This is a genomic window from Streptomyces sp. NPDC041814, from assembly GCF_055590565.1.
Genome location: NZ_JBVJAM010000011.1, coordinates 188,050 through 208,068 on the forward strand (window position 1 = coordinate 188,050; position 20,019 = coordinate 208,068).

Annotated in this window: 23 protein-coding genes; 12 read left to right on the plus strand and 11 right to left on the minus strand. The window is 68.8% G+C overall.

The window, feature by feature from the left end; all coding sequences use genetic code 11:
* Nucleotides 1-69: 69 nt before the first annotated feature.
* Nucleotides 70-1,392: a YibE/F family protein gene (locus tag ACZ6C6_RS26610; protein WP_469205985.1), complete on the plus strand. Its 1,323-nt coding sequence runs from the start codon at nt 70-72 to the stop codon at nt 1,390-1,392.
* 79 nt (nt 1,393-1,471) lie between these two features.
* Here the strand turns inward: ACZ6C6_RS26610 and ACZ6C6_RS26615 are convergent, their stop codons facing one another.
* From ACZ6C6_RS26615 to ACZ6C6_RS26630, 4 genes are all read right to left on the minus strand, one after another.
* Nucleotides 1,472-1,909, minus strand: a complete 438-nt coding sequence (locus ACZ6C6_RS26615; RefSeq protein WP_018101854.1) for an SsgA family sporulation/cell division regulator — start codon at nt 1,907-1,909, stop codon at nt 1,472-1,474.
* Nucleotides 1,910-2,010: 101 nt separating this feature from the next.
* Nucleotides 2,011-2,781, minus strand: coding sequence for an IclR family transcriptional regulator (locus ACZ6C6_RS26620; RefSeq protein WP_365676923.1), 771 nt, complete (start codon nt 2,779-2,781; stop codon nt 2,011-2,013).
* Between the two features lie 239 nt (nt 2,782-3,020).
* Entirely contained in the window at nt 3,021-3,236 is a 216-nt protein-coding gene (locus ACZ6C6_RS26625; protein ID WP_469205988.1) for a DUF5326 family protein, read from the minus strand.
* Nucleotides 3,237-3,365: 129 nt separating this feature from the next.
* Nucleotides 3,366-3,683 carry a cupin domain-containing protein gene (locus tag ACZ6C6_RS26630; RefSeq protein WP_018101857.1) on the minus strand — a complete coding sequence of 106 codons (318 nt, stop codon included), beginning with the start codon at nt 3,681-3,683 and terminating at the stop codon, nt 3,366-3,368.
* Nucleotides 3,684-3,751: 68 nt separating this feature from the next.
* Here ACZ6C6_RS26630 and ACZ6C6_RS26635 point away from each other — a divergent pair, with 68 nt between their 5' ends.
* From ACZ6C6_RS26635 to ACZ6C6_RS26655, 5 genes are all read left to right on the plus strand, one after another.
* Nucleotides 3,752-4,129 carry a phage holin family protein gene (locus ACZ6C6_RS26635; RefSeq protein ID WP_469205990.1) on the plus strand — a complete coding sequence of 126 codons (378 nt, stop codon included), beginning with the start codon at nt 3,752-3,754 and terminating at the stop codon, nt 4,127-4,129.
* Between the two features lie 85 nt (nt 4,130-4,214).
* Entirely contained in the window at nt 4,215-5,345 is a 1,131-nt protein-coding gene (locus tag ACZ6C6_RS26640) for a cystathionine gamma-lyase (RefSeq protein ID WP_469205992.1), read from the plus strand.
* A 212-nt stretch (nt 5,346-5,557) separates the two neighbouring features.
* A complete protein-coding gene (locus tag ACZ6C6_RS26645; RefSeq protein WP_469205994.1) occupies nt 5,558-6,454 on the plus strand; it encodes a LysR family transcriptional regulator in 897 nt (298 codons plus the stop codon).
* A gap of 63 nt (nt 6,455-6,517) precedes the next feature.
* Nucleotides 6,518-6,997, plus strand: a complete 480-nt coding sequence (locus ACZ6C6_RS26650; protein ID WP_073966680.1) for an NUDIX domain-containing protein — start codon at nt 6,518-6,520, stop codon at nt 6,995-6,997.
* Nucleotides 6,998-7,169: 172 nt separating this feature from the next.
* Nucleotides 7,170-8,054, plus strand: coding sequence for a GNAT family N-acetyltransferase (locus tag ACZ6C6_RS26655; RefSeq protein ID WP_469205996.1), 885 nt, complete (start codon nt 7,170-7,172; stop codon nt 8,052-8,054).
* Nucleotides 8,055-8,063: 9 nt separating this feature from the next.
* Here ACZ6C6_RS26655 and ACZ6C6_RS26660 read toward each other — a convergent pair whose 3' ends face one another.
* Complete coding sequence (locus ACZ6C6_RS26660; protein ID WP_469205999.1) at nt 8,064-9,275, minus strand: MFS transporter; 1,212 nt, start codon at nt 9,273-9,275, stop codon at nt 8,064-8,066.
* Between the two features lie 137 nt (nt 9,276-9,412).
* Between ACZ6C6_RS26660 and ACZ6C6_RS26665 the strand changes: the two genes are divergently transcribed.
* The 3 genes from ACZ6C6_RS26665 to ACZ6C6_RS26675 are packed head-to-tail and all read left to right on the plus strand — an operon-like array spanning nt 9,413 to nt 11,552.
* Complete coding sequence (locus tag ACZ6C6_RS26665; protein ID WP_469206000.1) at nt 9,413-9,874, plus strand: MarR family winged helix-turn-helix transcriptional regulator; 462 nt, start codon at nt 9,413-9,415, stop codon at nt 9,872-9,874.
* A 28-nt stretch (nt 9,875-9,902) separates the two neighbouring features.
* Entirely contained in the window at nt 9,903-10,355 is a 453-nt protein-coding gene (locus ACZ6C6_RS26670) for a GNAT family N-acetyltransferase (RefSeq protein ID WP_469206002.1), read from the plus strand.
* A gap of 33 nt (nt 10,356-10,388) precedes the next feature.
* Nucleotides 10,389-11,552, plus strand: a complete 1,164-nt coding sequence (locus ACZ6C6_RS26675; RefSeq protein WP_469206004.1) for a winged helix DNA-binding domain-containing protein — start codon at nt 10,389-10,391, stop codon at nt 11,550-11,552.
* A 63-nt stretch (nt 11,553-11,615) separates the two neighbouring features.
* On the opposite strand, the gene ACZ6C6_RS26680 is transcribed toward ACZ6C6_RS26675, so the two are convergent.
* Together ACZ6C6_RS26680 and dnaB are read right to left on the minus strand one after the other, a co-directional pair.
* On the minus strand, nt 11,616-12,998 hold the full coding sequence (locus ACZ6C6_RS26680) for a serine hydrolase domain-containing protein (RefSeq protein ID WP_469206006.1): 1,383 nt from the start codon (nt 12,996-12,998) through the stop codon (nt 11,616-11,618).
* 59 nt (nt 12,999-13,057) lie between these two features.
* Entirely contained in the window at nt 13,058-14,536 is a 1,479-nt protein-coding gene (gene dnaB, locus ACZ6C6_RS26685) for a replicative DNA helicase (protein ID WP_469206007.1), read from the minus strand.
* Nucleotides 14,537-14,995: 459 nt separating this feature from the next.
* Here dnaB and ACZ6C6_RS26690 point away from each other — a divergent pair, with 459 nt between their 5' ends.
* Nucleotides 14,996-16,333 carry an MATE family efflux transporter gene (locus ACZ6C6_RS26690; protein ID WP_469206009.1) on the plus strand — a complete coding sequence of 446 codons (1,338 nt, stop codon included), beginning with the start codon at nt 14,996-14,998 and terminating at the stop codon, nt 16,331-16,333.
* Nucleotides 16,334-16,419: 86 nt separating this feature from the next.
* Here ACZ6C6_RS26690 and rplI read toward each other — a convergent pair whose 3' ends face one another.
* From rplI to rpsF, 4 genes are all read right to left on the minus strand, one after another.
* Nucleotides 16,420-16,866 carry a 50S ribosomal protein L9 gene (gene rplI, locus ACZ6C6_RS26695; protein WP_143617560.1) on the minus strand — a complete coding sequence of 149 codons (447 nt, stop codon included), beginning with the start codon at nt 16,864-16,866 and terminating at the stop codon, nt 16,420-16,422.
* 18 nt (nt 16,867-16,884) lie between these two features.
* Entirely contained in the window at nt 16,885-17,121 is a 237-nt protein-coding gene (gene rpsR / locus ACZ6C6_RS26700; RefSeq protein ID WP_003967857.1) for a 30S ribosomal protein S18, read from the minus strand.
* 43 nt (nt 17,122-17,164) lie between these two features.
* Nucleotides 17,165-17,761, minus strand: a complete 597-nt coding sequence (locus ACZ6C6_RS26705; RefSeq protein WP_018522065.1) for a single-stranded DNA-binding protein — start codon at nt 17,759-17,761, stop codon at nt 17,165-17,167.
* 72 nt (nt 17,762-17,833) lie between these two features.
* Nucleotides 17,834-18,124: a 30S ribosomal protein S6 gene (gene rpsF, locus ACZ6C6_RS26710; RefSeq protein ID WP_018101872.1), complete on the minus strand. Its 291-nt coding sequence runs from the start codon at nt 18,122-18,124 to the stop codon at nt 17,834-17,836.
* A gap of 277 nt (nt 18,125-18,401) precedes the next feature.
* Here rpsF and ACZ6C6_RS26715 point away from each other — a divergent pair, with 277 nt between their 5' ends.
* Together ACZ6C6_RS26715 and ACZ6C6_RS26720 are read left to right on the plus strand one after the other, a co-directional pair.
* Nucleotides 18,402-18,719: a hypothetical protein gene (locus ACZ6C6_RS26715; RefSeq protein ID WP_469206012.1), complete on the plus strand. Its 318-nt coding sequence runs from the start codon at nt 18,402-18,404 to the stop codon at nt 18,717-18,719.
* A 161-nt stretch (nt 18,720-18,880) separates the two neighbouring features.
* Nucleotides 18,881-19,999 carry a lipid II:glycine glycyltransferase FemX gene (locus ACZ6C6_RS26720; protein ID WP_469206014.1) on the plus strand — a complete coding sequence of 373 codons (1,119 nt, stop codon included), beginning with the start codon at nt 18,881-18,883 and terminating at the stop codon, nt 19,997-19,999.
* Nucleotides 20,000-20,019: the final 20 nt, after the last annotated feature.

Below are 20,019 nucleotides of genomic sequence, written 5' to 3' on the forward strand. Positions count from 1 at the left end.
TGCCACCACGCTAGCTCCCCGACGGGCGGACTGAACAGAGGGCCCCTTCCTTCTTGCGATGATCGGCCGGTGACGCCCCCTCATCGCGACCCAGAACCGCAGGGCCATCAGCACACGCACAGCCATGGCCCGGCCGCCCCCGTCTCCAGCCATCTGCGCAAGGTGATCGCCGCCGCGCTGATCCCCTTCGCGACCGCCGTACTCGTCGGTCTCGTGGCGCTCTGGCCGAACGGTGCGCCGTCGCACGAACGGACCGGTGTCGGTTTCGACCGGCAGACCCAGCAGGGAAAGGTGGTGAGCGTCGTCAAGGTCGACTGCAGGGATGTGAACGCCGCCCAGCTTCCCGTCAGCGGCGGGGCCCAACCCTCCGAGGACCACCCGGTTTCCGGCGGTCTCTGCGAGAAGGCCACCGTCGAGGTCACCACCGGCCCCGACTCGGGACGCCGGTTCGTCGAGGTCGTCCAGCCGGACGCACCGCGGCAACTGCGGGAGGGTCAGGGGGTAGTGGTGGCGTACGCCCCCGACGCGCCCCATGACCTCCAGTACTCCGTGACGGACGTGAACCGGAAGTTCCCCCTGATACTACTGGCCGGGATCTTCGCCCTCGCGGTGGTGCTCGTGGGCAGGATGCGCGGGGTCATGGCCCTGGTGGCGCTCGCCCTGTCGTTCGCCGTCCTGACCCTGTTCATCCTTCCGGCCATACTTCAGGGCTCCAATCCGCTGCTGGTGGCGGTCGTCGGGGCCGGAGCGATCATGCTGATCGCCCTCTACATCTGCCACGGACCGACCGCCCGCACCTCCGTCGCCGTCATCGGCACCCTGATCTCACTGCTTCTGATCGGGCTGCTCGGCTCGCTCTTCATCGGCTGGGCGAGCCTGAGCGGGAACACCGACGACAACACCGGCCTCATCCACGGCCTGTATCCGCACATCGACATGAGCGGACTGCTGCTGGCCGGCGTCATCATCGGCTCCCTGGGAGTGCTTGACGACGTCACGGTCACCCAGACCTCGGCGGTCTGGGAGCTGCGCCGGGCGAACCCCACCATGAGCGCGAAACAGCTCTACCGGGCAGGGATCAGAATCGGCCGCGATCACATCGCCTCCGTGGTCAACACCTTGGTGCTCGCCTACGCGGGCGCCGCGTTGCCCCTCCTGCTGCTGTTCACGGTCGCGCAGAGCAGTGTGGGGACGGTCGCCAACAGCGAACTGGTGGCGGAGGAGATCGTGCGCACCCTCGTCGGCTCGATCGGACTGGTCGCCTCCGTGCCGGTGACGACAGCGCTCGCGGCGCTGGTCGTCTCCGCGGACCGCACGGGGGTCGGCGCGGAAGCCAGGGCTTCGGCACCCGTGCGGAGCGGCAGGGGCCGGCGACGACGGGCGAGGCCGTGACCGGAACACACAGCGTGATTCACCCGATCGGCAGGCGCCGTGTTCGAGTGGCAACACGGCTCCCGGGCCGTGGACCGCTTCAGCCCGCGTTCTGCTCTTCGGCCAGGATGCGACCCAGCGCCTCCTCCAAGTTGCCGTCGAAGTCACCCAGAGTGCACTCCTGCCCGAGGGGCACCAGCTTGTCCGTACGGTCGAGGAAAGCGACAAGAGGTGCCGTGCCCGCCCGGAAGAGCGCACGGTCGGCGCCCACCTGCAGCCGGATGTGGACGTCGCACAGCCCCTCCGGCTCGGTCGGCGCGATGTGCACATCACCGTCACCACTGGGGCTGTTGAGGCCGTCGAGCAGCAGCTCACGGCCGAAGGCCCAGGTGACGGGGGCGTCGCCGGGCAGATGGAAGGTCATCCGGATCGCGTACGGATCGCACACTTCGTACCGGAGCTCCACCGGGATACGGAATGAGAGCTCCTCGGAGACGAGGAAGCTCATCATGACCTCAGCTTGAACCGACTCGCGCATCGTTCAACCCCGCAGTAGATGAATCTGGCCAGGAATGATCCCCCATGGCCCTATTGACGCCATCGTGGTGCACGCGATAGCAGATCACAAGGAGTGATTTTTCAGATACTGATAGAGAACACGAACGAACGCAAGAGGCTCGACACTTCACCGCGTAGCCGTTCGACTGCGGGCAGCAACCGGTCCTCCTCGTGGAGGGGTACCGAAATGGCCATCGCGGCGGCGGTGAATCCGGCCGTGATCGGGATGGCCGCACAGACCGTCCCGAGCGCGTACTCCTGCCGCTCGATGACCGGTTCCGTACGCTCCAGCGACCGCAGCCGGGTGAGGAACGCCGCACGGTCGCGCACCGAGTACCGGGTCAGCGGGCGCACCGGATGCCGGTCCAGGTGGTCCTCGCGGGCCTTCTCGTCCAGCCGGCTCAGCAGACACTGGCCGATCGCGTGCGCGTGCCCGGTCTCGCGGAACGCCGCCCACTCGTCAACCGCCGGCCGCTCGGGGGTGTCCGCCACGGCGAGGAGCTCGATCTCGCCCTCGCGGTAGATGGCGCAGTACACCGGGGCTCCGACGATGTCCCGCCAGCGGCCCAGCGAACGGGCCATGGCGCTGCGACGGCTCTGAGCGGCGCGGTCGCCCATCAGCCGTTCGGCGGCGGTGCCGAAGCGGAAGACGCCGTTCTCCCTGCGCAGGTACCCCTCGTGGGTCAGGGTCCGCAGCAGGTGGTAGGCGGTGGGAAGGGGAAGGCCCGCTTCCCTCGCGAGCTGTTTGGCCGGGGCCCCGTCGCGATGGGTGCCCACAGCCTCCAGCAGCCTCAGCGCCCGCTGCACCGACCCGATGAGCGTCGGAACAGCCGTACTCGATGCCGTGGTCAACGGTCACCCCCAGGCGTGGTGACGGGCGGTCAGCCCGCCCGTGGGGGCCGCCCCCACAGGTCTGCCGCGGACCTGGGGGTCCGGAGGCCGGATCCCGCACAAACCACTGGTCGGGGTGGTGACTTGCGGTGTTTTCCCAGGTGGTGGCAGAGGACTGTCACTGTATCGGCAGCCCTGTGAGCGGGTGCCGATTCGCCTTTCCTTAGCTCAGCTGGGCTAATCCCCCGTCGGGCGTGCGGTCACCAGCCGTTCCCGGAGGACGACGACATGAACTTCCGTACGAGGAAGACGAGGCCGCCGACCAGGATCACGAAGATCAGGATCTTGAAGAGCAGGCCGACCACGAACGTGACCAGGCTGGCGATCAGACCACCGAACACGACGATCGCGATCACGGGCACCGCGATCCACTTCACCCACCAGGGCATCCCAGTGAATATCTCCCGCACGGCCATCGTCCTTACCTCGTCTCTGTGAGTTCCTGCTTCGATGCTAGAGGCGAAAGACGGCCCCCGGGCCCCGGGAAGCCCTTGTCCTCCCCTGATCGATCCCTTAGGGAACCCTGGGACGCAACGGCTGCGGACTCATCCCTCGGGCGGCGAGAAGACCACCATCACGCGCAGGTCCTCGGTGATGTGGTGGAACTTGTGGGCCGTGCCCGCGGGCACGTACACGACACTCCCTCTTCCCACCTGTGTCGTTTCCATGCCGACGGTGATCGACGCGCGACCACTGACCACGAAGTAGACCTCGTCCTGGCTGTGCGGCTTCTGCGGGTCGAGCTCACCGGCGTCCAGCGCGTACAGCCCGACCGACATGTTCCGCTCGCGAAGGAACTGCAGGTACGCGCCATCGTTGGCGGCCCGTTCCGCCTCCAGTTCGTCCAGCCTGAATGCCTTCATGGACCGTCCGCCCCTTGCCTCTGCCCAGCCGGTGTCCGCCACCGATCATGTCTGCCACGATCAGACACATGAAGAATTTCGTAGTCAAGACGATCGCCAACGCGGGTGCGCTGGCCGTGGCCATCTGGCTGGTCCAGGACATCACGCTGAACGGCGGCAGCACCGGCCGCAAGGCCCTGACCCTGATCCTCGTCGCGCTGGTCTTCGGCCTGGTCAACGTCGTGGTCAAGCCGATCGTGAAGCTGCTCACCCTGCCGCTCTTCATCCTCACGCTGGGCCTGATCACCCTCGTGGTGAACGCCCTGATGCTGCTGCTCACCTCGTGGCTGGCCGGAGTGCTCGACCTGAGCTTCCACGTCTCCGGCTTCTGGACCGCAGTCCTCGGCGGCCTGATCGTCTCGATCGTCTCCTGGGCACTGAACGTCGTCCTCCCGGACGAGGACTGATCCGCCCGGCGGGAAGCGGCCCGCGCCCACCTGAGACAGTGCGACAAGGACCGGTGACCGGCCGGGGAGAGAAGCGAGGACGACCATGAGCAACACGGGCGACGGAACGCGTGCGGTACGCGCGGGGCTTCCGGAACCACAGCAGTACGAGCCCACTCTCCCCGGACCGGTCTTCGCGGCACACTTCCACCTGTCCGGCGAGCCGACCGGCCCCTACACCTACGGCCGGGACGGCAACCCGACCTGGACCCGGCTGGAACAGGCCATCGGGGAGCTCGAAGCACCGGGCGAGAACGTGGAGACCACCGTCTTCGCCTCCGGAATGGCGGCGATCTCGGCCGTCCTGCTCTCCCAGGCGCGCAGCGGCGACGCCGTCGTCCTCCCCGATGACGGCTATCAGGCACTTCCCCTCCTGCGCGAACAGCTGGAGGCGTACGGAGTCGAGGTGCGGACCGCGCCGACCGGCGGCGACGCGCAGCTCACCGTTCTGGAGGGCGCCAAGCTCCTGTGGCTGGAGACACCCTCCAACCCGGGCCTCGACGTCTGCGACGTGCGGCGCCTGGTCAAGGCCGCGCATGCCGGCGGCACACTGGTCGCCGTCGACAACACCCTGGCCACCCCGCTCGGCCAGCGTCCGCTGGAGCTGGGCGCCGACTTCTCCGTGGCCAGTGACACCAAGGGCATGACGGGCCACGGCGACCTGCTGCTCGGCCATGTGACCTGTCGCGACCCCGAGCTCACGGCCGGGGTGCGGCGCTGGCGCAAGGTCGTCGGTGCGATCCCCGGCCCGATGGAGGCATGGCTCGCGCACCGGTCGCTGGCCACGCTGGAGCTGCGGATCGAGCGGCAGTGCGCCAGCGCCCTCGCGCTCGCCGAGGTGCTCGCCAAGCACCAGGCCGTGTCCGGGCTGCGCTACCCCGGTCTGCCCACCGACCCCTCTTACGCGACCGCGGTACGCCAGATGCGGCGCTTCGGCTCCGTGGTGTCGTTCGTGCTCGACGACCGCGGGACCGCGGAACGCTTCCTCGCGGCCCTGCGGCTGGTCGAGGACGCCACGAGCTTCGGAGGCGTACGCTCCACCGCCGAGCGACGGGGCCGCTGGGGTGGCGACGCCGTACCGGAAGGCTTCATCCGCTTCTCCGTCGGCGCCGAGAACACCGCCGATCTGGTGGCCGACGTCGAACAGGCGCTGTCCGCGGCCACCGCCGGGAGCTGATCCCGGCGCGCGGTACGACGGTCCGAGCCTCCCCCCTCGTGGCTCGGACCGCCCGGCCCCTCCCGTTCTCCTCGTGAAGAGCCGCCTCGACAAGGCTAGTTGACTCTGCGTCAGTGTCCAATCACAGTAGCGTCAGCGACCTATCGACATATTTATGGTTGTCCGGGGTCCCATCGGACACGTCACTGCGTGAGGGCGGGAGGGGGCGACGCGTGGATCTGGCCCTGCTGCGCACCTTCGTCACGGTCCACCGGGCGGGCTCGTTCACCCGCGCCGCCGCGCTGCTGGGCCTCTCGCAGCCCGCCGTGACTTCCCAGATACGCACCCTGGAACGACAGCTGGGCCGCCCGCTGTTCCTGCGCAGGGCCCGGGGAGTGACCCCGACGACGATCGGCGACGAACTCGCACACCGGGCCGCCCCGCACCTGGACGCACTGGTCGAGATCGCCGAGACCGACCTCGATGAGGAGTCGGGCGTACGGACCCTGCATCTGGCGGGGCCACCGGAGTTCCTCTCCCAGCGTGTCCTGCCCGCGCTCACACCGCTGATCACCCAGGGCCTCGCGCTGCGCGGTTCGTTCTCCGCCGACACGGACGAGATCTTGGAGGGTCTGGCCGCCGGTCACCACGACCTGGCCATCGTGACGGTCCGGCCGCGCGGGGAACTGCTTACCGCCACTCCGCTCTGCGACGAGGAGCACGTCCTGGTCGCAGCCCCGCGCTGGGCCGGACGGCTGGGGCCGGGCACGCTACGACACAACGGCCCCGTGGTCCTGGAGCAGCTGCCCGTGGTGGAGGTGCACGAGAGCCTGCCGCTCGTCTCCCGCTATTGGGCCGCCGTCTTCGACAGCGCGCCCGCGGCCGCCGGCGCGGTCATCGCCCCGGACCTGCGGGCGGTTCTGGAGTGCACGGCCGCCGGTGCCGGGCTTGCCGTGCTGCCGCGCTACCTGTGCGAGGGCGCGCTGGAACGCGGCGAGGTCGTGGCGCTTCTCGATCCTCCGGTCCCGCCACTGCGCACGTACTTCCTGGCCGCGCGGACCGGCACGCTCGCGCTTCCTCATCTCGCCCGGGCACACGAGTGGCTGCTGCGGGCGGCGGCCGACTGGTGACCGCAGGAGCACCCGACAGCGCCCCGGTGTTTCAGAACGGGTCCCGTGGGCCACGCTTCTGCCATGACCGAACGTCCTGTGGTCAAGCGCACCGCACGCGCCATCCTGCTCGACGGTGACGACCTCATCCTCATCAAGCGCACCAAGCCCGGGGTGGATCCGTACTGGCTCACGCCGGGTGGCGGGGTCGAGCCCGAGGACGCCACTGTTGTCGACGCTCTGCACCGCGAGGTGGACGAGGAGCTGGGAGCCAAGATCACTGATGTGGTGCCCTGCTTCGTAGACACCGTGGAACACATCGAGGAGGGCGGGGTGAAGGGCGTCAAGGTCCAGCACTTCTTCGTCTGCCGCCTCGACTCCATGGACCTGTCCCTTCGCCACGGCCCCGAGATCGACGCCCCCTGCGGCGAGTACGACGTCGTGCGCGTGCCCTTCAGCCGGGTCGGCATCGCCGCGGTGCACCTCGTGCCGCTGTCGTTGCGGCACTATCTGGACGGCAATATCGAGGGGGTTCGCGCCTTGCACGCCGCCGACCTGGGCTGACGCGGGCGCGGGACCATACGGTGCCGGCTCGCACGGCGTCGGCTCCCGCGCCTGTCCGTGTTTCACGTGAAACTGCTCGCAGCCCAGGGCGGGCTCAATTTTTCCCTGCGGTACTCGGCCAGTTCCGCTAAAGCGGTGGACGGGCGATCATCGGTCGGAGAGCCTGGCCCGTATGCCCAGCTCATTGCCCCACCCGCTGTCCGATCTCCCCATCCGACGCCTCACTCGGGACGACCTGGTCGCCTGCGCCGATCTCAGCGAGGACCGGGGCTGGCCACGCGATGAGGAGCGCTGGACCCTGCTGCTCGCGGCCGGTACGGGCTACGGCATCGATGACCCGGGCAGCAAGGGCCTGATGGCGAGCTGCGTGCTGGTCTCGTACGGCTCCGAGCTGGCCGCCGTCGGAATGCTGCTGGTTGCCGGGCGCCATGCCCGGCGTGGAGTCGGCCGGTATCTCATGGAACGGGTCATCGAGGCCGCCGGGGACACCCCGCTCAGCCTCCATGCGACAGCGGCGGGCCGCCCCCTCTACGAGGATCTCGGATTCGCGCCGGTGGGGCGCACCGTACGCCTGACCGGGGCCTTCGCACCGGCCGCGGCAGCCGGCCCGAAACCTCTCGGCAGCTCGGGGACCGTCATCCGGTCCGCTTCCGCCCATGATCTGCGAGCGGTGGTCCGGCTGGATTCGGTCGTCTTCGGGCTCGACCGTACGCACCTCCTGACCCGGCTCCCGACGTTCGCCGATCACCTGCGGGTCGCCGAGGAGGACGGGGAGCTGACCGGATTCGCCGCGCTCTCGCCGAGCGCGCCGAACCATGCGGTCGGGCCGCTGATCGCCAAGGACACCTCCACGGCGAAGCTGCTCGTGGCCTCGCTGGCCGAGGCGACGGACCGGCCGCTGCGCGTGGACGTCGACGCCCGCCACGAGGAGCTGCTGGACTGGCTCGGACGCTGTGGGCTGCGGTCGAACTCGGAGACCACATTGATGGCGCTCGGCGGGCGGCAGTACGCGGACTGGCCCCGGTACTTCGCGCCCTTCAGCCTGGCCACGGGCTGATCCCCGGAGTCAGCTCCGTGGTTGGGGAACTTCTGCCGACTCCGGGGTGTGGGTGACGACGAGGCGGCTCGGTGCGGTCGTACGCCGCTCCAGCGCGCTGGAGGCGAGGGCGAGTACCAGAGCCGATGCCGCGAGTACCGCTCCGACCCAGTTGGGGGCGGTGTAGCCGAAACCGGCACCGATGACGATTCCGCCGAGCCATGCCGCGAGCGCGTTGCCGAGGTTGAAGGCACCGATGTTCATCGCGGAGGCCAGCGTCGGGGCGTCGACCGCCTGGTCGAGCACCCGCTTCTGGAGCGGAGGCACGGTCGCGAAGCCAAAGGCGCCGATCAGGACGAGGGTGGCGGCGGCCGCGATCTTGTTGTGGGCGGTCAGGGTGAACAGGGCCAGGACCAGGGCGAGGCCACTCAGCGACACGGAGAGCATGAGCGTGGGACGGCGGTCGGCGTACCTGCCGCCGATCAGGTTGCCGACGACCATGCCGAGGCCGAAGAGGACCAGCAGCCAGGTGACGGCGGAGGACGAGTACCCGGCGGTCTCCGTCATCATCGGTGTGATGTAGGTGATCGCCGCGAAGACGCCGCCGAATCCAAGGACCGTCATCGCCATGGCGAGCAGGACCTGCACGTTCCGGAAGGCCGCGACTTCCTGCCGCAGCCTGACGCCCTCGGCTCGGGGCTGTTCGGGAACGAGCCGGGCGACACCGAGCAGGCCGAGGACACCCAGCGCGGCGACCAGGAAGAACGTGACCCGCCAGCCGGAGTGCTGGCCGATATAGGTGCCCACGGGCACCCCGACGACGTTGGCGACGGTGAGCCCGGTGAACATCAGGGCGATGGCGCCGGCCTTCTTCTGCGGAGCTACCAGATCGGCCGCCACGACCGCTCCGATACCGAAGAAGGCACCGTGGGCGAGCGAGGCGATCACGCGGCCGACGACCATGACGTCGAAAACGGGAGCGGTGGCTGTGACCACATTGCCGACGATGAACAGGCCCATAAGGATCATCAGCATCCGCTTGCGGCTGACCTTCGTGCCGAGCGCGGTCATCAGCGGCGCCCCGAGCACGACTCCGAGCGCATAGCCCGTGGCCAGGAAGCCTGCGGCCGGGATGGACACCTGGAACTCGGCGGCCACCTCGGGAAGCAGCCCCATGACCACGAACTCGGTGGTTCCGATACCGAATGCCCCGATGGCCAGGGCGAGGAGTGCGAGCGGCATGGGTTCCCTTCCCAAACGATTGCTACTGCGCCTTACACGCACAGACAATAATTGCAGACGCTCTTTAATTGCAAGCGCCGACTATTGCGGCAGTCGGCTACTCTGGATGTAAGCGGCTCCAGCACGAAGGAGAGAACATGACAGCCACGGACCCGGCCCTCACCGCCCTCTCCCAGGGCTGGATCGCACTGTCCCTGCTCCACGGCAGGATCGAGAGCCGTATCGAGCGCGCCCTGCAGAGCGGTCACGACCTGAGCGTGCGCGAGTACTCCCTGCTGGACGTGCTCAGCCGACAGCACAGCGGCCCGGGCGGACACCTGCAGATGAAGCAGGTGGCGGACGCCGTCGGACTGAGCCAGAGCGCCACCACGCGCCTGGTCACCCGCCTCGAAGATCGCGGGCTCCTGACCCGATATCTCTGTGACACCGACCGGAGGGGCATCTACACCGATGTCACCCCTGACGGGCTCACGCTGCTCTCCGAGGCCCGGCCCACCAATGACCGCGCCCTGCGCATCGCGCTCGACGAGGCCGCCGAGAATCCCGAACTGGCCCCGCTCGTCCGGGCCGTCGAGGAACTGAAGGCCGTTCCCGCGTAAAGCCTGTCGACTGCGTAGGCTGCGGATCATGAGCGATCTGGAGATACGCCGCGCGACCGCTGACGATCTGGCCGCGATCGTGGGCCTGCTCGCGGACGACCCGCTGGGTGCGCAGCGGGAGTCGCCGGACGACCTCGCTCCCTACCGAGCGGCGCTCCGGCATCTGGCCGACGATCCGAATCAGCACATGATGGTCGCCGTGCGCGAGGAGCGCGTGGTCGGGACTCTGCAGCTGACCGTGATCCCGGGGCTGTCCCGGCGTGGTTCGACCCGGTCCGTGATCGAGGGTGTCCGCATCCACGCGGATGAACGGGGCAGCGGTCTCGGCACCAGGCTGATCCAGTGGGCGGTGGACGAATCACGCCGGCAGAGCTGCCAACTGGTGCAGCTCACCTCCGACGTGTCCCGCACCGACGCGCATCGCTTCTACGAGCGGCTGGGGTTCGTCGCCAGCCATGTGGGCTTCAAACTCGCTCTCTGACCTGCCTGCCTGCCGTGTTTCGGAGGAGCCGACGTGCAACGCATCAGTGACGAACAGCGCCGTATCCGTATCGTCCGCCGCCATCTGCTGGCCCCGGAGGAACGGGCGGCATCGCCCGTCGAGGTGGCCGACGCCGTCGTCGCACTCCACGCGACCGACGCCGCCACCGTCTTCCTCTCGGCCTGCGCCAGGCTCGCCGAGCCGGACGTCGCGGCGGTGGAGCGGTGCCTCTACGACGACGTCTCGCTGGTACGGATGCTCTCCATGCGCAACACCCTCTTCGTCGTGTCGGACGAGGTGGCCCCTTATGTCGAGGCGGCAAACGCGCGGGCTGTGGCCGCCAAGGAGCGCCGCAACCTGCTCAAGCACCTCCGCGAGGACGGGAACGGTTTGGACGAGCGCTGGCTCAATGAGACCGAGAGAAGCGCCCTCGACTTCCTGAAAGGCAGCGGTCCGGTCTCGGGCAGCCAACTCGCTGCCGGTGTGCCGGCCCTCCGCACAAAGATCACCATTTTCCCCGGAAAGAAGCAGGAAGCGGTCCAGGGCGTCGCCACCAGGGTGATCCGGGTGCTGGCCGCCGAGGGCAGGATCCGCAGGGACCGGCCACGGGGCTCCTGGACCTCCAGCCAGTTCCGCTGGGCCCTGTCCCACCCCAGGCCGGTGGAGGAGACCGCTCCGGCCCAGGCGGAACTGGCCCTGCGCTGGCTCCGGGCGTACGGCCCCGGCACCGAGGCGGACCTGAAGTGGTGGACCGGCTGGGGCACCCGCGAGGTGCGTACCGCTCTTGCAGCGGTCGGAGCCGTGGAGGTACGTCTCGACAACGGGGCGTCGGCCTGGGTCGCCCCCGGAGACACGGAACCTCAGCCTGCCCTGGCCCCCTGGGCGGCGCTGCTGCCCGGCCTCGACCCGAGCGGCATGGGCTGGGCGGACCGCGGCTTCCATCTGCCGGCCGAGCACCGCGCGGCCCTCTTCGACCGCTCGGGCAACATCGGCCCCACGGTGTGGTGGGAGGGCCGGATCGTGGGCGGCTGGGCCCAGCGAGGCGACGGTGAGCTCACCTGGCGGCTGCTGACCGATCCCGGCCGGGAGGCCACGGCAGCGATCGAGGCCGAGGCGGCCCGGCTGGCGGCCTTGGTGGGGGAAGCCCGGATCACCCCGCGCTTCCGGACCCCGTTGGAACGGGAGTTGACGGCCTGAGCGGAGCTGCTGCCCGTTTCACGTGAAACGGGCAGCCCCTGTTCTGAGCGCGTCGGACTGCGCTCAGTCCCCCAGGCCGCGCCACCCCTCCTCGTCCACACCGCCGGGCACCGCCGGGGCGGGGCCGTACGGCTCACGAGTGAAGACGAAGGACCCGAGGTCGAGGTGGCTCACGCTGCCGTCCGCGTTCCGCGCGATCCGCAGCGTCTCCCCCGCGTAGTAGCCGTCCAGGCCGACCCAGGTGCCATCGGGGCGCGCGGTGAAGCGGGCGCCCCGGCCCTGCCCGTTCACCGGCCGCAGCTCCAGCCCGCGATCGGCGGTCAGGGTCAGGATGTTGGGGCGCGTGGCCCAGTACCACGGTCCCGTCAGGGCAAGAAGCTCCATGTCCACCTCGGGCAGCGGGCGCCACGGCTCGGGAATGCGGGGCTCGGCCTCGGCGACGATGTCCACCAGGTCGGCGGCCACCTCACCGATCGCGACCCCCGACGTCGCGTTGACGAGCACCACGGCCGTCACATCGTCCTCGGCGCTGACCCAGAGGGCGGCCAGGAAGCCGGGAAGCGAGCCCGTATGCCCGATGAAGGTACGGTCCTTGCGCCGGACCAGTTGCAGTCCCAGGCCGTAGTGATCGACCCACTCACCAGGTGCGGGAGCGGCCGACGGCTGCTTCATCTCCTCCACGGAAGCCGAGGCCAGCACTCGGTCGTCGCCCTCGGCGAGGAAGGCGGCGAAGCGGAGCAGATCCGCGGTCGTGGACCAGAGCTGTCCGGCAGGCGCCATCAGGCCCAGGTCCTCCGCCGGTTCGGGAAGCAGGGCGTCCGCCCAGGGATGCACCGCCCAGCCGCCGGCGTGCGGAGCCTGTGGAAGCGAACTCGTCCGGTGCATCCCGAGAGGTTCGAGCACCTCGCGGCGCAGCACCTCTTCCCAGGACGCCCCGCGCACGGCCTCGACCAGGGAACCGAGCAGTGTGTAGCCCGGATTCGAGTAGTGGTGCCGGTTGCCGGGCGGGTGCATCCCGACCTGCTCATCGAGAACATCGGCGAGCGTGGGCCGCAGGCTGCCGGGGGTCCGCTCCCACCAGGGCGCGGTCGTCTCGGCTCCGAGCCCCGCGCTGTGGCTGAGCAGCTGATAAAGAGTCACGCCCCCCGCACCGGTGCCCGGCAGGTGCTTCTCCAGCGGATCCGCCAGGTCGAGCAGTCCTTCGTCACGCAGTCGCATCACCAGAACGGCGGTGAAGGTCTTGGTCAGGGACCCGATTCTGAACTGCGTGTCGGAGTCCGGAGCATGACCGTCGACGCAACTGCGCGCACCCTCCCAAACCACCTGCCCCTGTCGTTGCACGGCGGCGACGAGAGAAGGGGTACGGCCTTCGGCCTGAGCTGTGGCGACGCGATGCAGCAAGGCCCGCTGGGTGCCGGGAAGCAAGGGTTCAGCTGGAGAAGTCATCGTCAACAAGTACCGCCTGCGCCGACGTGTGGCGAGCGCATTTCACGGTCGCCTGCCGGTCAGGTCTGCGCCATGTCCACGAAGCGGGAGTAGTGGCCCTGGAAGGCGACGGTGATCGTCGCCGTGGGGCCGTTTCGGTGCTTGGCCACGATCAGGTCCGCCTCGCCGGCGCGCGGCGACTCCTTCTCGTACGCGTCCTCGCGGTGCAGCAGGATGACCATGTCGGCGTCCTGCTCGATGGAGCCGGACTCACGGAGGTCGGAGACCATCGGCTTCTTGTCCGTGCGCTGCTCGGGGCCACGGTTCAGCTGGGAGAGCGCGATGACCGGAAGCTGGAGCTCCTTGGCCAGGAGCTTGAGGTTTCGCGACATGTCGGAGACCTCCTGCTGACGGCTCTCGGCACGCTTCGAACCGCCGGACTGCATCAGCTGGAGATAGTCGATGACCACCAGCTTGAGATCGTTGCGCTGCTTGAGGCGACGGCACTTCGCCCGAATCTCCATCATGGAGAGGTTGGGGGAGTCGTCAATGTAGAGCGGGGCCGCGGAGACGTCCGGCATCCGCCTGGCCAGCCGCGTCCAGTCCTCGTCGGTCATCGTGCCCGAGCGCATGTGGTGCAGGGCCACACGCGCTTCGGCGGACAGCAGACGCATCGCGATCTCGTTCCGTCCCATTTCCAGGGAGAAGATCACGCTGGGCATATTGCTCTTGATCGAACAGGCCCGGGCGAAGTCCAGGGCCAGGGTCGACTTACCCATGGCGGGACGGGCCGCGATGACGACCATCTGGCCCGGGTGCAGACCGTTGGTCAGGGCATCGAGATCGGTGAACCCGGTGGGCACGCCCGTCATTTCGCCGCTGCGGGAACCGATCGCCTCGATCTCGTCCAGGGCGCCTTCCATGATGTCCCCGAGCGGCAGATAGTCCTCGCTGGTCCGCTGCTCGGTGACGGCGTAGATCTCCGCCTGGGCCGAGTTCACGATGTCATCGACATCGCCGTCGGCCGCGTATCCCATCTGCGTGATCTTCGTACCGGCTTCCACAAGCCGCCGCAGGACAGCGCGTTCGTGGACGATCTCCGCGTAGTACGAGGCGTTGGCCGCCGTGGGCACCGACTGGACCAGAGTGTGCAGATAGGGCGCCCCGCCCACCTTGGTGATCTCGCCACGCTTGACCAGCTCGGCGGCCACGGTGATCGGGTCGGCGGGCTCGCCCTTGGCATAGAGGTCGAGGATCGCCTGATAGACGGTCTCGTGCGCGGGGCGGTAGAAGTCGTGGCCCTTGATGATCTCCACGACGTCGGCGATGGCGTCCTTGGACAGGAGCATGCCGCCGAGCACGGACTGCTCCGCGTCCAGGTCCTGGGGCGGCACCCGCTCGAAGCCGGCGGTACCGCCCTCCCAGTCGGCGGACTCACGGCCGCGGTCGTGGCGGTCGCCCCGGTCCCGGTCCTCACCCCGGCGCTGGCGGGAGACGGGCAGCCGGTCACTGGGGCCGGTGTCCGCCCAAGGGTCGTCCAAAGGTTCGGGAATGCTCATCCGGCCACCTCCTCCCGTCCGCTCCGCGGACCTAGCCGTGCTCCTCTTTCTTACGGCACGGCACCGACAAACAAGACCCCCGACTCCGGTTCCGGTGTGTCGAGTTCTGCGGTCTCGCAGAGCCGAAACAGAGTGGGGGCGCCGGACTACGGTAGGCGGCTCGGCACCGTCAGCCAATCTGGTTATCCACAGGCCCTGTGGACGAGCGGGCAGATGCTGTGGAGAACCCCCCGGAACCTGTGCACGGACCAGGGGACAGCACTGTGGACAAACTCATAGACCACCTGCAAATACCGCCGTGACCTGCCCTTTTCCCGTCCACCGGCTGTGGGGGAGAAAAAGTTGGAGAGTCGGGGCGAGTTCATCGTGTGTCCGGTGCAAGAGTTACCCACAGGCAAGCAAATGTAAGGGCCCACAGCTGATTGCATCTCTTACCTGTGGAAGATTAGATTGGCTGCCATGATCCAGCCGCAGGGAACCCCGTCTTCCCGCCGCCGACGGCACGACCGCGAGATCATCGCGCTCGCCGTCCCGGCCTTCGGCGCGCTCGTGGCCGAGCCGCTTTTCGTGATGGTCGACAGCGCCATCGTCGGCCATCTCGGCACCCCCCAGCTGGCCGGACTGGCGGTAGCCGCCGCCCTGCTGACGACCGCGGTGAGCATCTTCGTATTCCTCGCCTACGCCACCACCGCAGCGGTCGCCCGCCGGGTGGGCGCCGGAGATCTCGCGTCCGCGATCCGCCAGGGCATGGACGGCATCTGGCTGGCACTCCTTCTCGGTGGCGCCGTCATCGCTTTGACACTGCCCCTCGCCCCCTGGCTCACCGATGTCTTCGGGGCATCCTCCACAGCGGCACCCCACGCGATCACCTATCTGCGCATCTCCAGCCTCGGCATCCCCGCCATGCTGGTGGTGCTGGCCGCGACCGGCGTACTCCGGGGCCTCCAGGACACCCGCACCCCGCTCTACGTAGCCATCGGCGGCTTCGCCGCCAACGCAGCCCTCAACGCCGTCCTCGTCTACGGCGCCGGTCTGGGCATCGCCGGCTCGGCCTGGGGCACCGTCATCGCCCAGTTCGCGATGGCGGCCGCGTATCTGGTCGTCGTCGTGCGGGGCGCCCGCCGCCACGGCGCATCGCTGCGCCCCGACGCCGCAGGTATCAGGGCCTGCGCCCAAGCGGGTGCGCCCCTCCTGGTTCGGACGTTGTCACTACGGGCCGTCCTGCTCATCGCCACGGCGGTCGCCGCCCGGCTCGGCGACACCGACATCGCCGCCCACCAGATCGTCCTCTCCTTGTGGAGCCTGATGGCCTTCGCCCTCGACGCCATCGCCATCGCCGGGCAGGCGATCATCGGGCGCTATCTGGGCGCGGGCGACGCGCAGGGCGCACGCGAGGCCTGCCGCCGGATGGTGGAGTGGGGCATCGCGTCCGGTGTGGTGCTGGGCGTCCTGATCGTCCTGGCCCGCCCGCTGTTCGTCCCGCTGTTCACCAGCGACACGGCGGTTCAGGACGCCCTGCTGCCCGCCCTGCTGGTGGTGGCGGCCACCCAGCCGATCGCCGGCGTCGTCTTCGTGCTGGACGGCGTGCTGATGGGCGCCGGCGACGGACCGTACCTGGCTTGGGCCATGCTCGTGACGCTGGCCGTCTTCGCCCCCGCGGCCCTCCTGGTCCCCACTCTGGGCGGCGGGCTCGCCGCCCTGTGGGCCGCGATGGCGCTGATGATGATCGTTCGGTTGGCGACGCTCTGGCTCCGTACCCGCTCCGGAAAGTGGCTCGTCACCGGCGCGACCCGCTGACCGACCCGCCATGTTTCACGTGAAACGGCGAAGGGCCGCACCCCGGAGGGTGCGGCCCTTCACTGTTCTGCTGAGGTGCGGCCCGATCAGGCAGCAACGACCTCGACGCCGAGCTTCGCAGCGACCTCGGGGTGCAGACGCACGGACACCTGGTGCCCGCCGAGCGTCTTGATCGGCGAGCCCAGCTCGACGCGACGCTTGTCGACGTCCGGGCCACCGGCGGCCTTGATCGCCGAAGCGATGTCGGCCGGGGTGACGGAGCCGAAGAGGCGGCCGGCGTCGCCGGAGCGAACGGCCAGACGGACCTTCACGGCCTCCAGCTTGGCCTTGACCTCGTTGGCCTGCTCGATCGTGGCGATCTCGTGGATCTTGCGGGCGCGGCGGATCTGCGCCACGTCCTTCTCGCCACCCTTGGTCCAGCGGATGGCAAAGCCACGCGGAACCAGGTAGTTACGGGCGTACCCGTCCTTGACGTCCACGACGTCGCCCGCAGCACCGAGGCCAGTGACCTCGTGGGTGAGGATGATCTTCATGTTTCGGTCACCCTTCCCTTATCGCGCGGTGGACGTGTAGGGCAGCAGCGCCATCTCACGGCTGTTCTTGACTGCCGTGGCGACGTCACGCTGGTGCTGCGTGCAGTTGCCGGTGACGCGGCGGGCACGGATCTTGCCGCGGTCGGAAATGAACTTCCGCAGCATGTTCGTGTCCTTGTAGTCCACGTACTGGGTCTTGTCCTTGCAGAACGCGCAGACCTTCTTCTTAGGCTTGCGCACAGGCGGCTTCGCCATGGTGTTTCTCCTGTGTGATCAAGAAGTGGGAGTACGAGCTTCCCTAGAAGGGGGGCTCGTCCGAGTAGCCGCCGCCGGAGCCGCCGGAGCTTCCGCCCCAACCGCCTCCGCCCTGCTGGCCCCCGCCCTGGCCGCCGGCCGGAGCGCTCGTGGCCCACGGGTCGTCGGCGGGAGCACCGCCACCACCCTGCTGGCCACCACCGGGACCGCCGCCCCAGTTACCGCCACCCTGCTGGCCGCCGCCGTATCCACCCTGGCCGCCCTGGCCACCGCGACCGGTGGTCTTGGTGACCTTGGCCGTGGCGTTCTTGAGGCTGGGGCCGACTTCCTCGACATCCAGCTCGTAGACCGTGCGCTTGACGCCCTCGCGGTCTTCGTACGACCGCTGCTTCAGCCGGCCCTGCACGACAACGCGCATGCCTCGCGTGAGCGACTCGGCGACGTTCTCCGCCGCCTGCCGCCAGACCGAGCAGGTGAGGAACAGGCCTTCGCCGTCCTTCCACTCATTGGTCTGCCGGTCGAAGATGCGGGGAGTGGACGCGACACGGAACTTCGCGACCGCCGCACCGGACGGGGTGAAGCGCAGCTCGGGGTCGTCGACGAGATTGCCGACGACCGTGATGACGGTCTCGCCTGCCATGGGTGAACCTCTCGGCGGGGATTTCTTGGCTGCTTGCTGCTACTCGGACCCGATGACCACTGAGCTGAAAGCTCAGTGAATCTCGGGACGGAGGACCTTGGTCCGGAGGACCGACTCGTTCAGGTTCATCTGGCGGTCGAGCTCCTTGACGACCGCAGGCTCGGCCTGCAGGTCGATGACCGAGTAGATGCCCTCGGGCTTCTTCTTGATCTCGTAAGCGAGCCGACGACGGCCCCAGGTGTCGACCTTCTCAACCTTTCCTTCGCCCTCACGGACGACGGAGAGGAAGTTCTCGATCAGCGGGGAGACTGCCCGCTCCTCGAGATCGGGGTCGAGGATGACCATCACCTCGTAGTGACGCATGTGGAACCCACCTCCTTTGGACTCAGCGGCCACGGTCGTTCCGTGGCAGGAGGGTCGTGATGCGTTGAGCAACGGTGCCCGAGTAAAACAGCCACCACTGACAGTGCCCTCGGTGAGGAGGGGCGGTCCGTGCTGGCCTGGGCAGACACCGGTGCAGACCCACCAGAGTACCCGCAGACCGCCTTCCGGTTGAAATCCGGTGGTCAGGGGACGCAATCTGTACACATCGGGTGTGAGCGGCGCCACGAAGCGCCGCATGTCGGCCAGGAGGTACTCCATGGCACACGTAACACGGACCCGCCGCCCCTCCGTCTCCCTCTTCGCCACGGACGGCAGGCCCCATCCGCTGCAGGACGCGCTCGTGGTGGTCACGCTCGTCCTCGGCGCCCTCGCCTTCATCTCGGCGATGTTCCACAACCTGCACCTGCTCAGCTCGTGGGCGGGCCTCATCGGGATCCTCACGGGGGCGTACGGCCAGTACATCTCCGTCACCACGCGCGAGAGGTTCCCACTGATCATCGGCATGGGCGCGTCCGCCATCGGGTTCTTCCTCGGCATGGCCCACGGCGGTCTCTTCGGCGGCGTGATCGGCTGACCTCCGGGTCCGGCCCGGGCGGCTCCGTCACCGGACGGGGCCGCCCCCGCACACGTACAGGTACACGGGGCCAGACCGCTCACTTCGCGGCCACAGTAGGCTTCGGCGCGAGAGCCGGAGCCCCTGACCGATGGGGACACACCTGCCGAGGAGCGCCCCGCATGAGCCTGACCCTGAGGACCATCAGCCGAGAGCAGCATCTGGCGTACATCCAGAGTCTGCCCGCGGCCAGCCACATGCAGGTTCCGGCATGGGCGGACGTGAAGGCCGAGTGGCGCTCCGAGAGCCTGGGCTGGTTCGACAAGACCGGCCAGCTCGTCGGTGCCGGCCTGGTGCTCTACCGGCAGCTCCCCAAGATCAAGCGCTACCTGGCGTACCTGCCCGAGGGCCCGGTCATCAACTGGTACGCCCCGAACCTGAGCGACTGGCTGCAGCCGATGCTGGCGCACCTCAAGCAGCAGGGCGCCTTCTCGGTGAAGATGGGCCCGCCGGTGGTCATCCGCCGCTGGGACGCCGCGGCCATCAAGTCCGGTATCCAGGACCCGGACGTGAAGCGCCTGCGCGACGTCGAGGCCACGCACATCGAGCCGCGCGCCTTCGAGGTCGCCGACCGGCTGCGGAAGATGGGCTGGCAGCAGGGCGAGGACGGCGGCGCCGGCTTCGGTGACGTACAGCCCCGCTACGTCTTCCAGGTGCCGTTGGCGAACCGCTCGCTGGAGGACGTCCACAAGGGCTTCAACCAGCTCTGGCGGCGCAACATCAAGAAGGCCGAGAAGGCCGGCGTCGAGGTCGTCCAAGGCAGCTACGCGGAGCTCTCCGAGTGGCAGCGGCTGTACGAGATCACGGCGGAGCGCGACCGTTTCCGCCCGCGCCCCCTCGGCTACTTCCAGCGCATGTGGACGGCCCTCAACAGCGAGGACCCCAACCGGATGCGGCTGTACTTCGCCCGGCACGAGGGCGAGAACGTCGCTGCGGCGACCATGCTGATCGTCGGCGGACACGTCTGGTACTCGTACGGCGCCTCGGCCAACCACAAGCGCGAGGTCCGCCCCTCGAACGCGATGCAGTGGCGGATGCTGCGCGACGCGTACGCCATGGGCGCCACGGTCTACGACCTGCGCGGCATCTCCGACTCGCTGGACGAGACCGACCACCTCTTCGGCCTGATCCAGTTCAAGGTCGGCACCGGCGGCCAGGCGGCGGAGTACCTCGGTGAGTGGGACTTCCCGCTCAACAAGCTGCTGCACAAGGCGCTCGACATCTACATGTCACGCCGCTGATCCGGCCCCACAGCTGACGA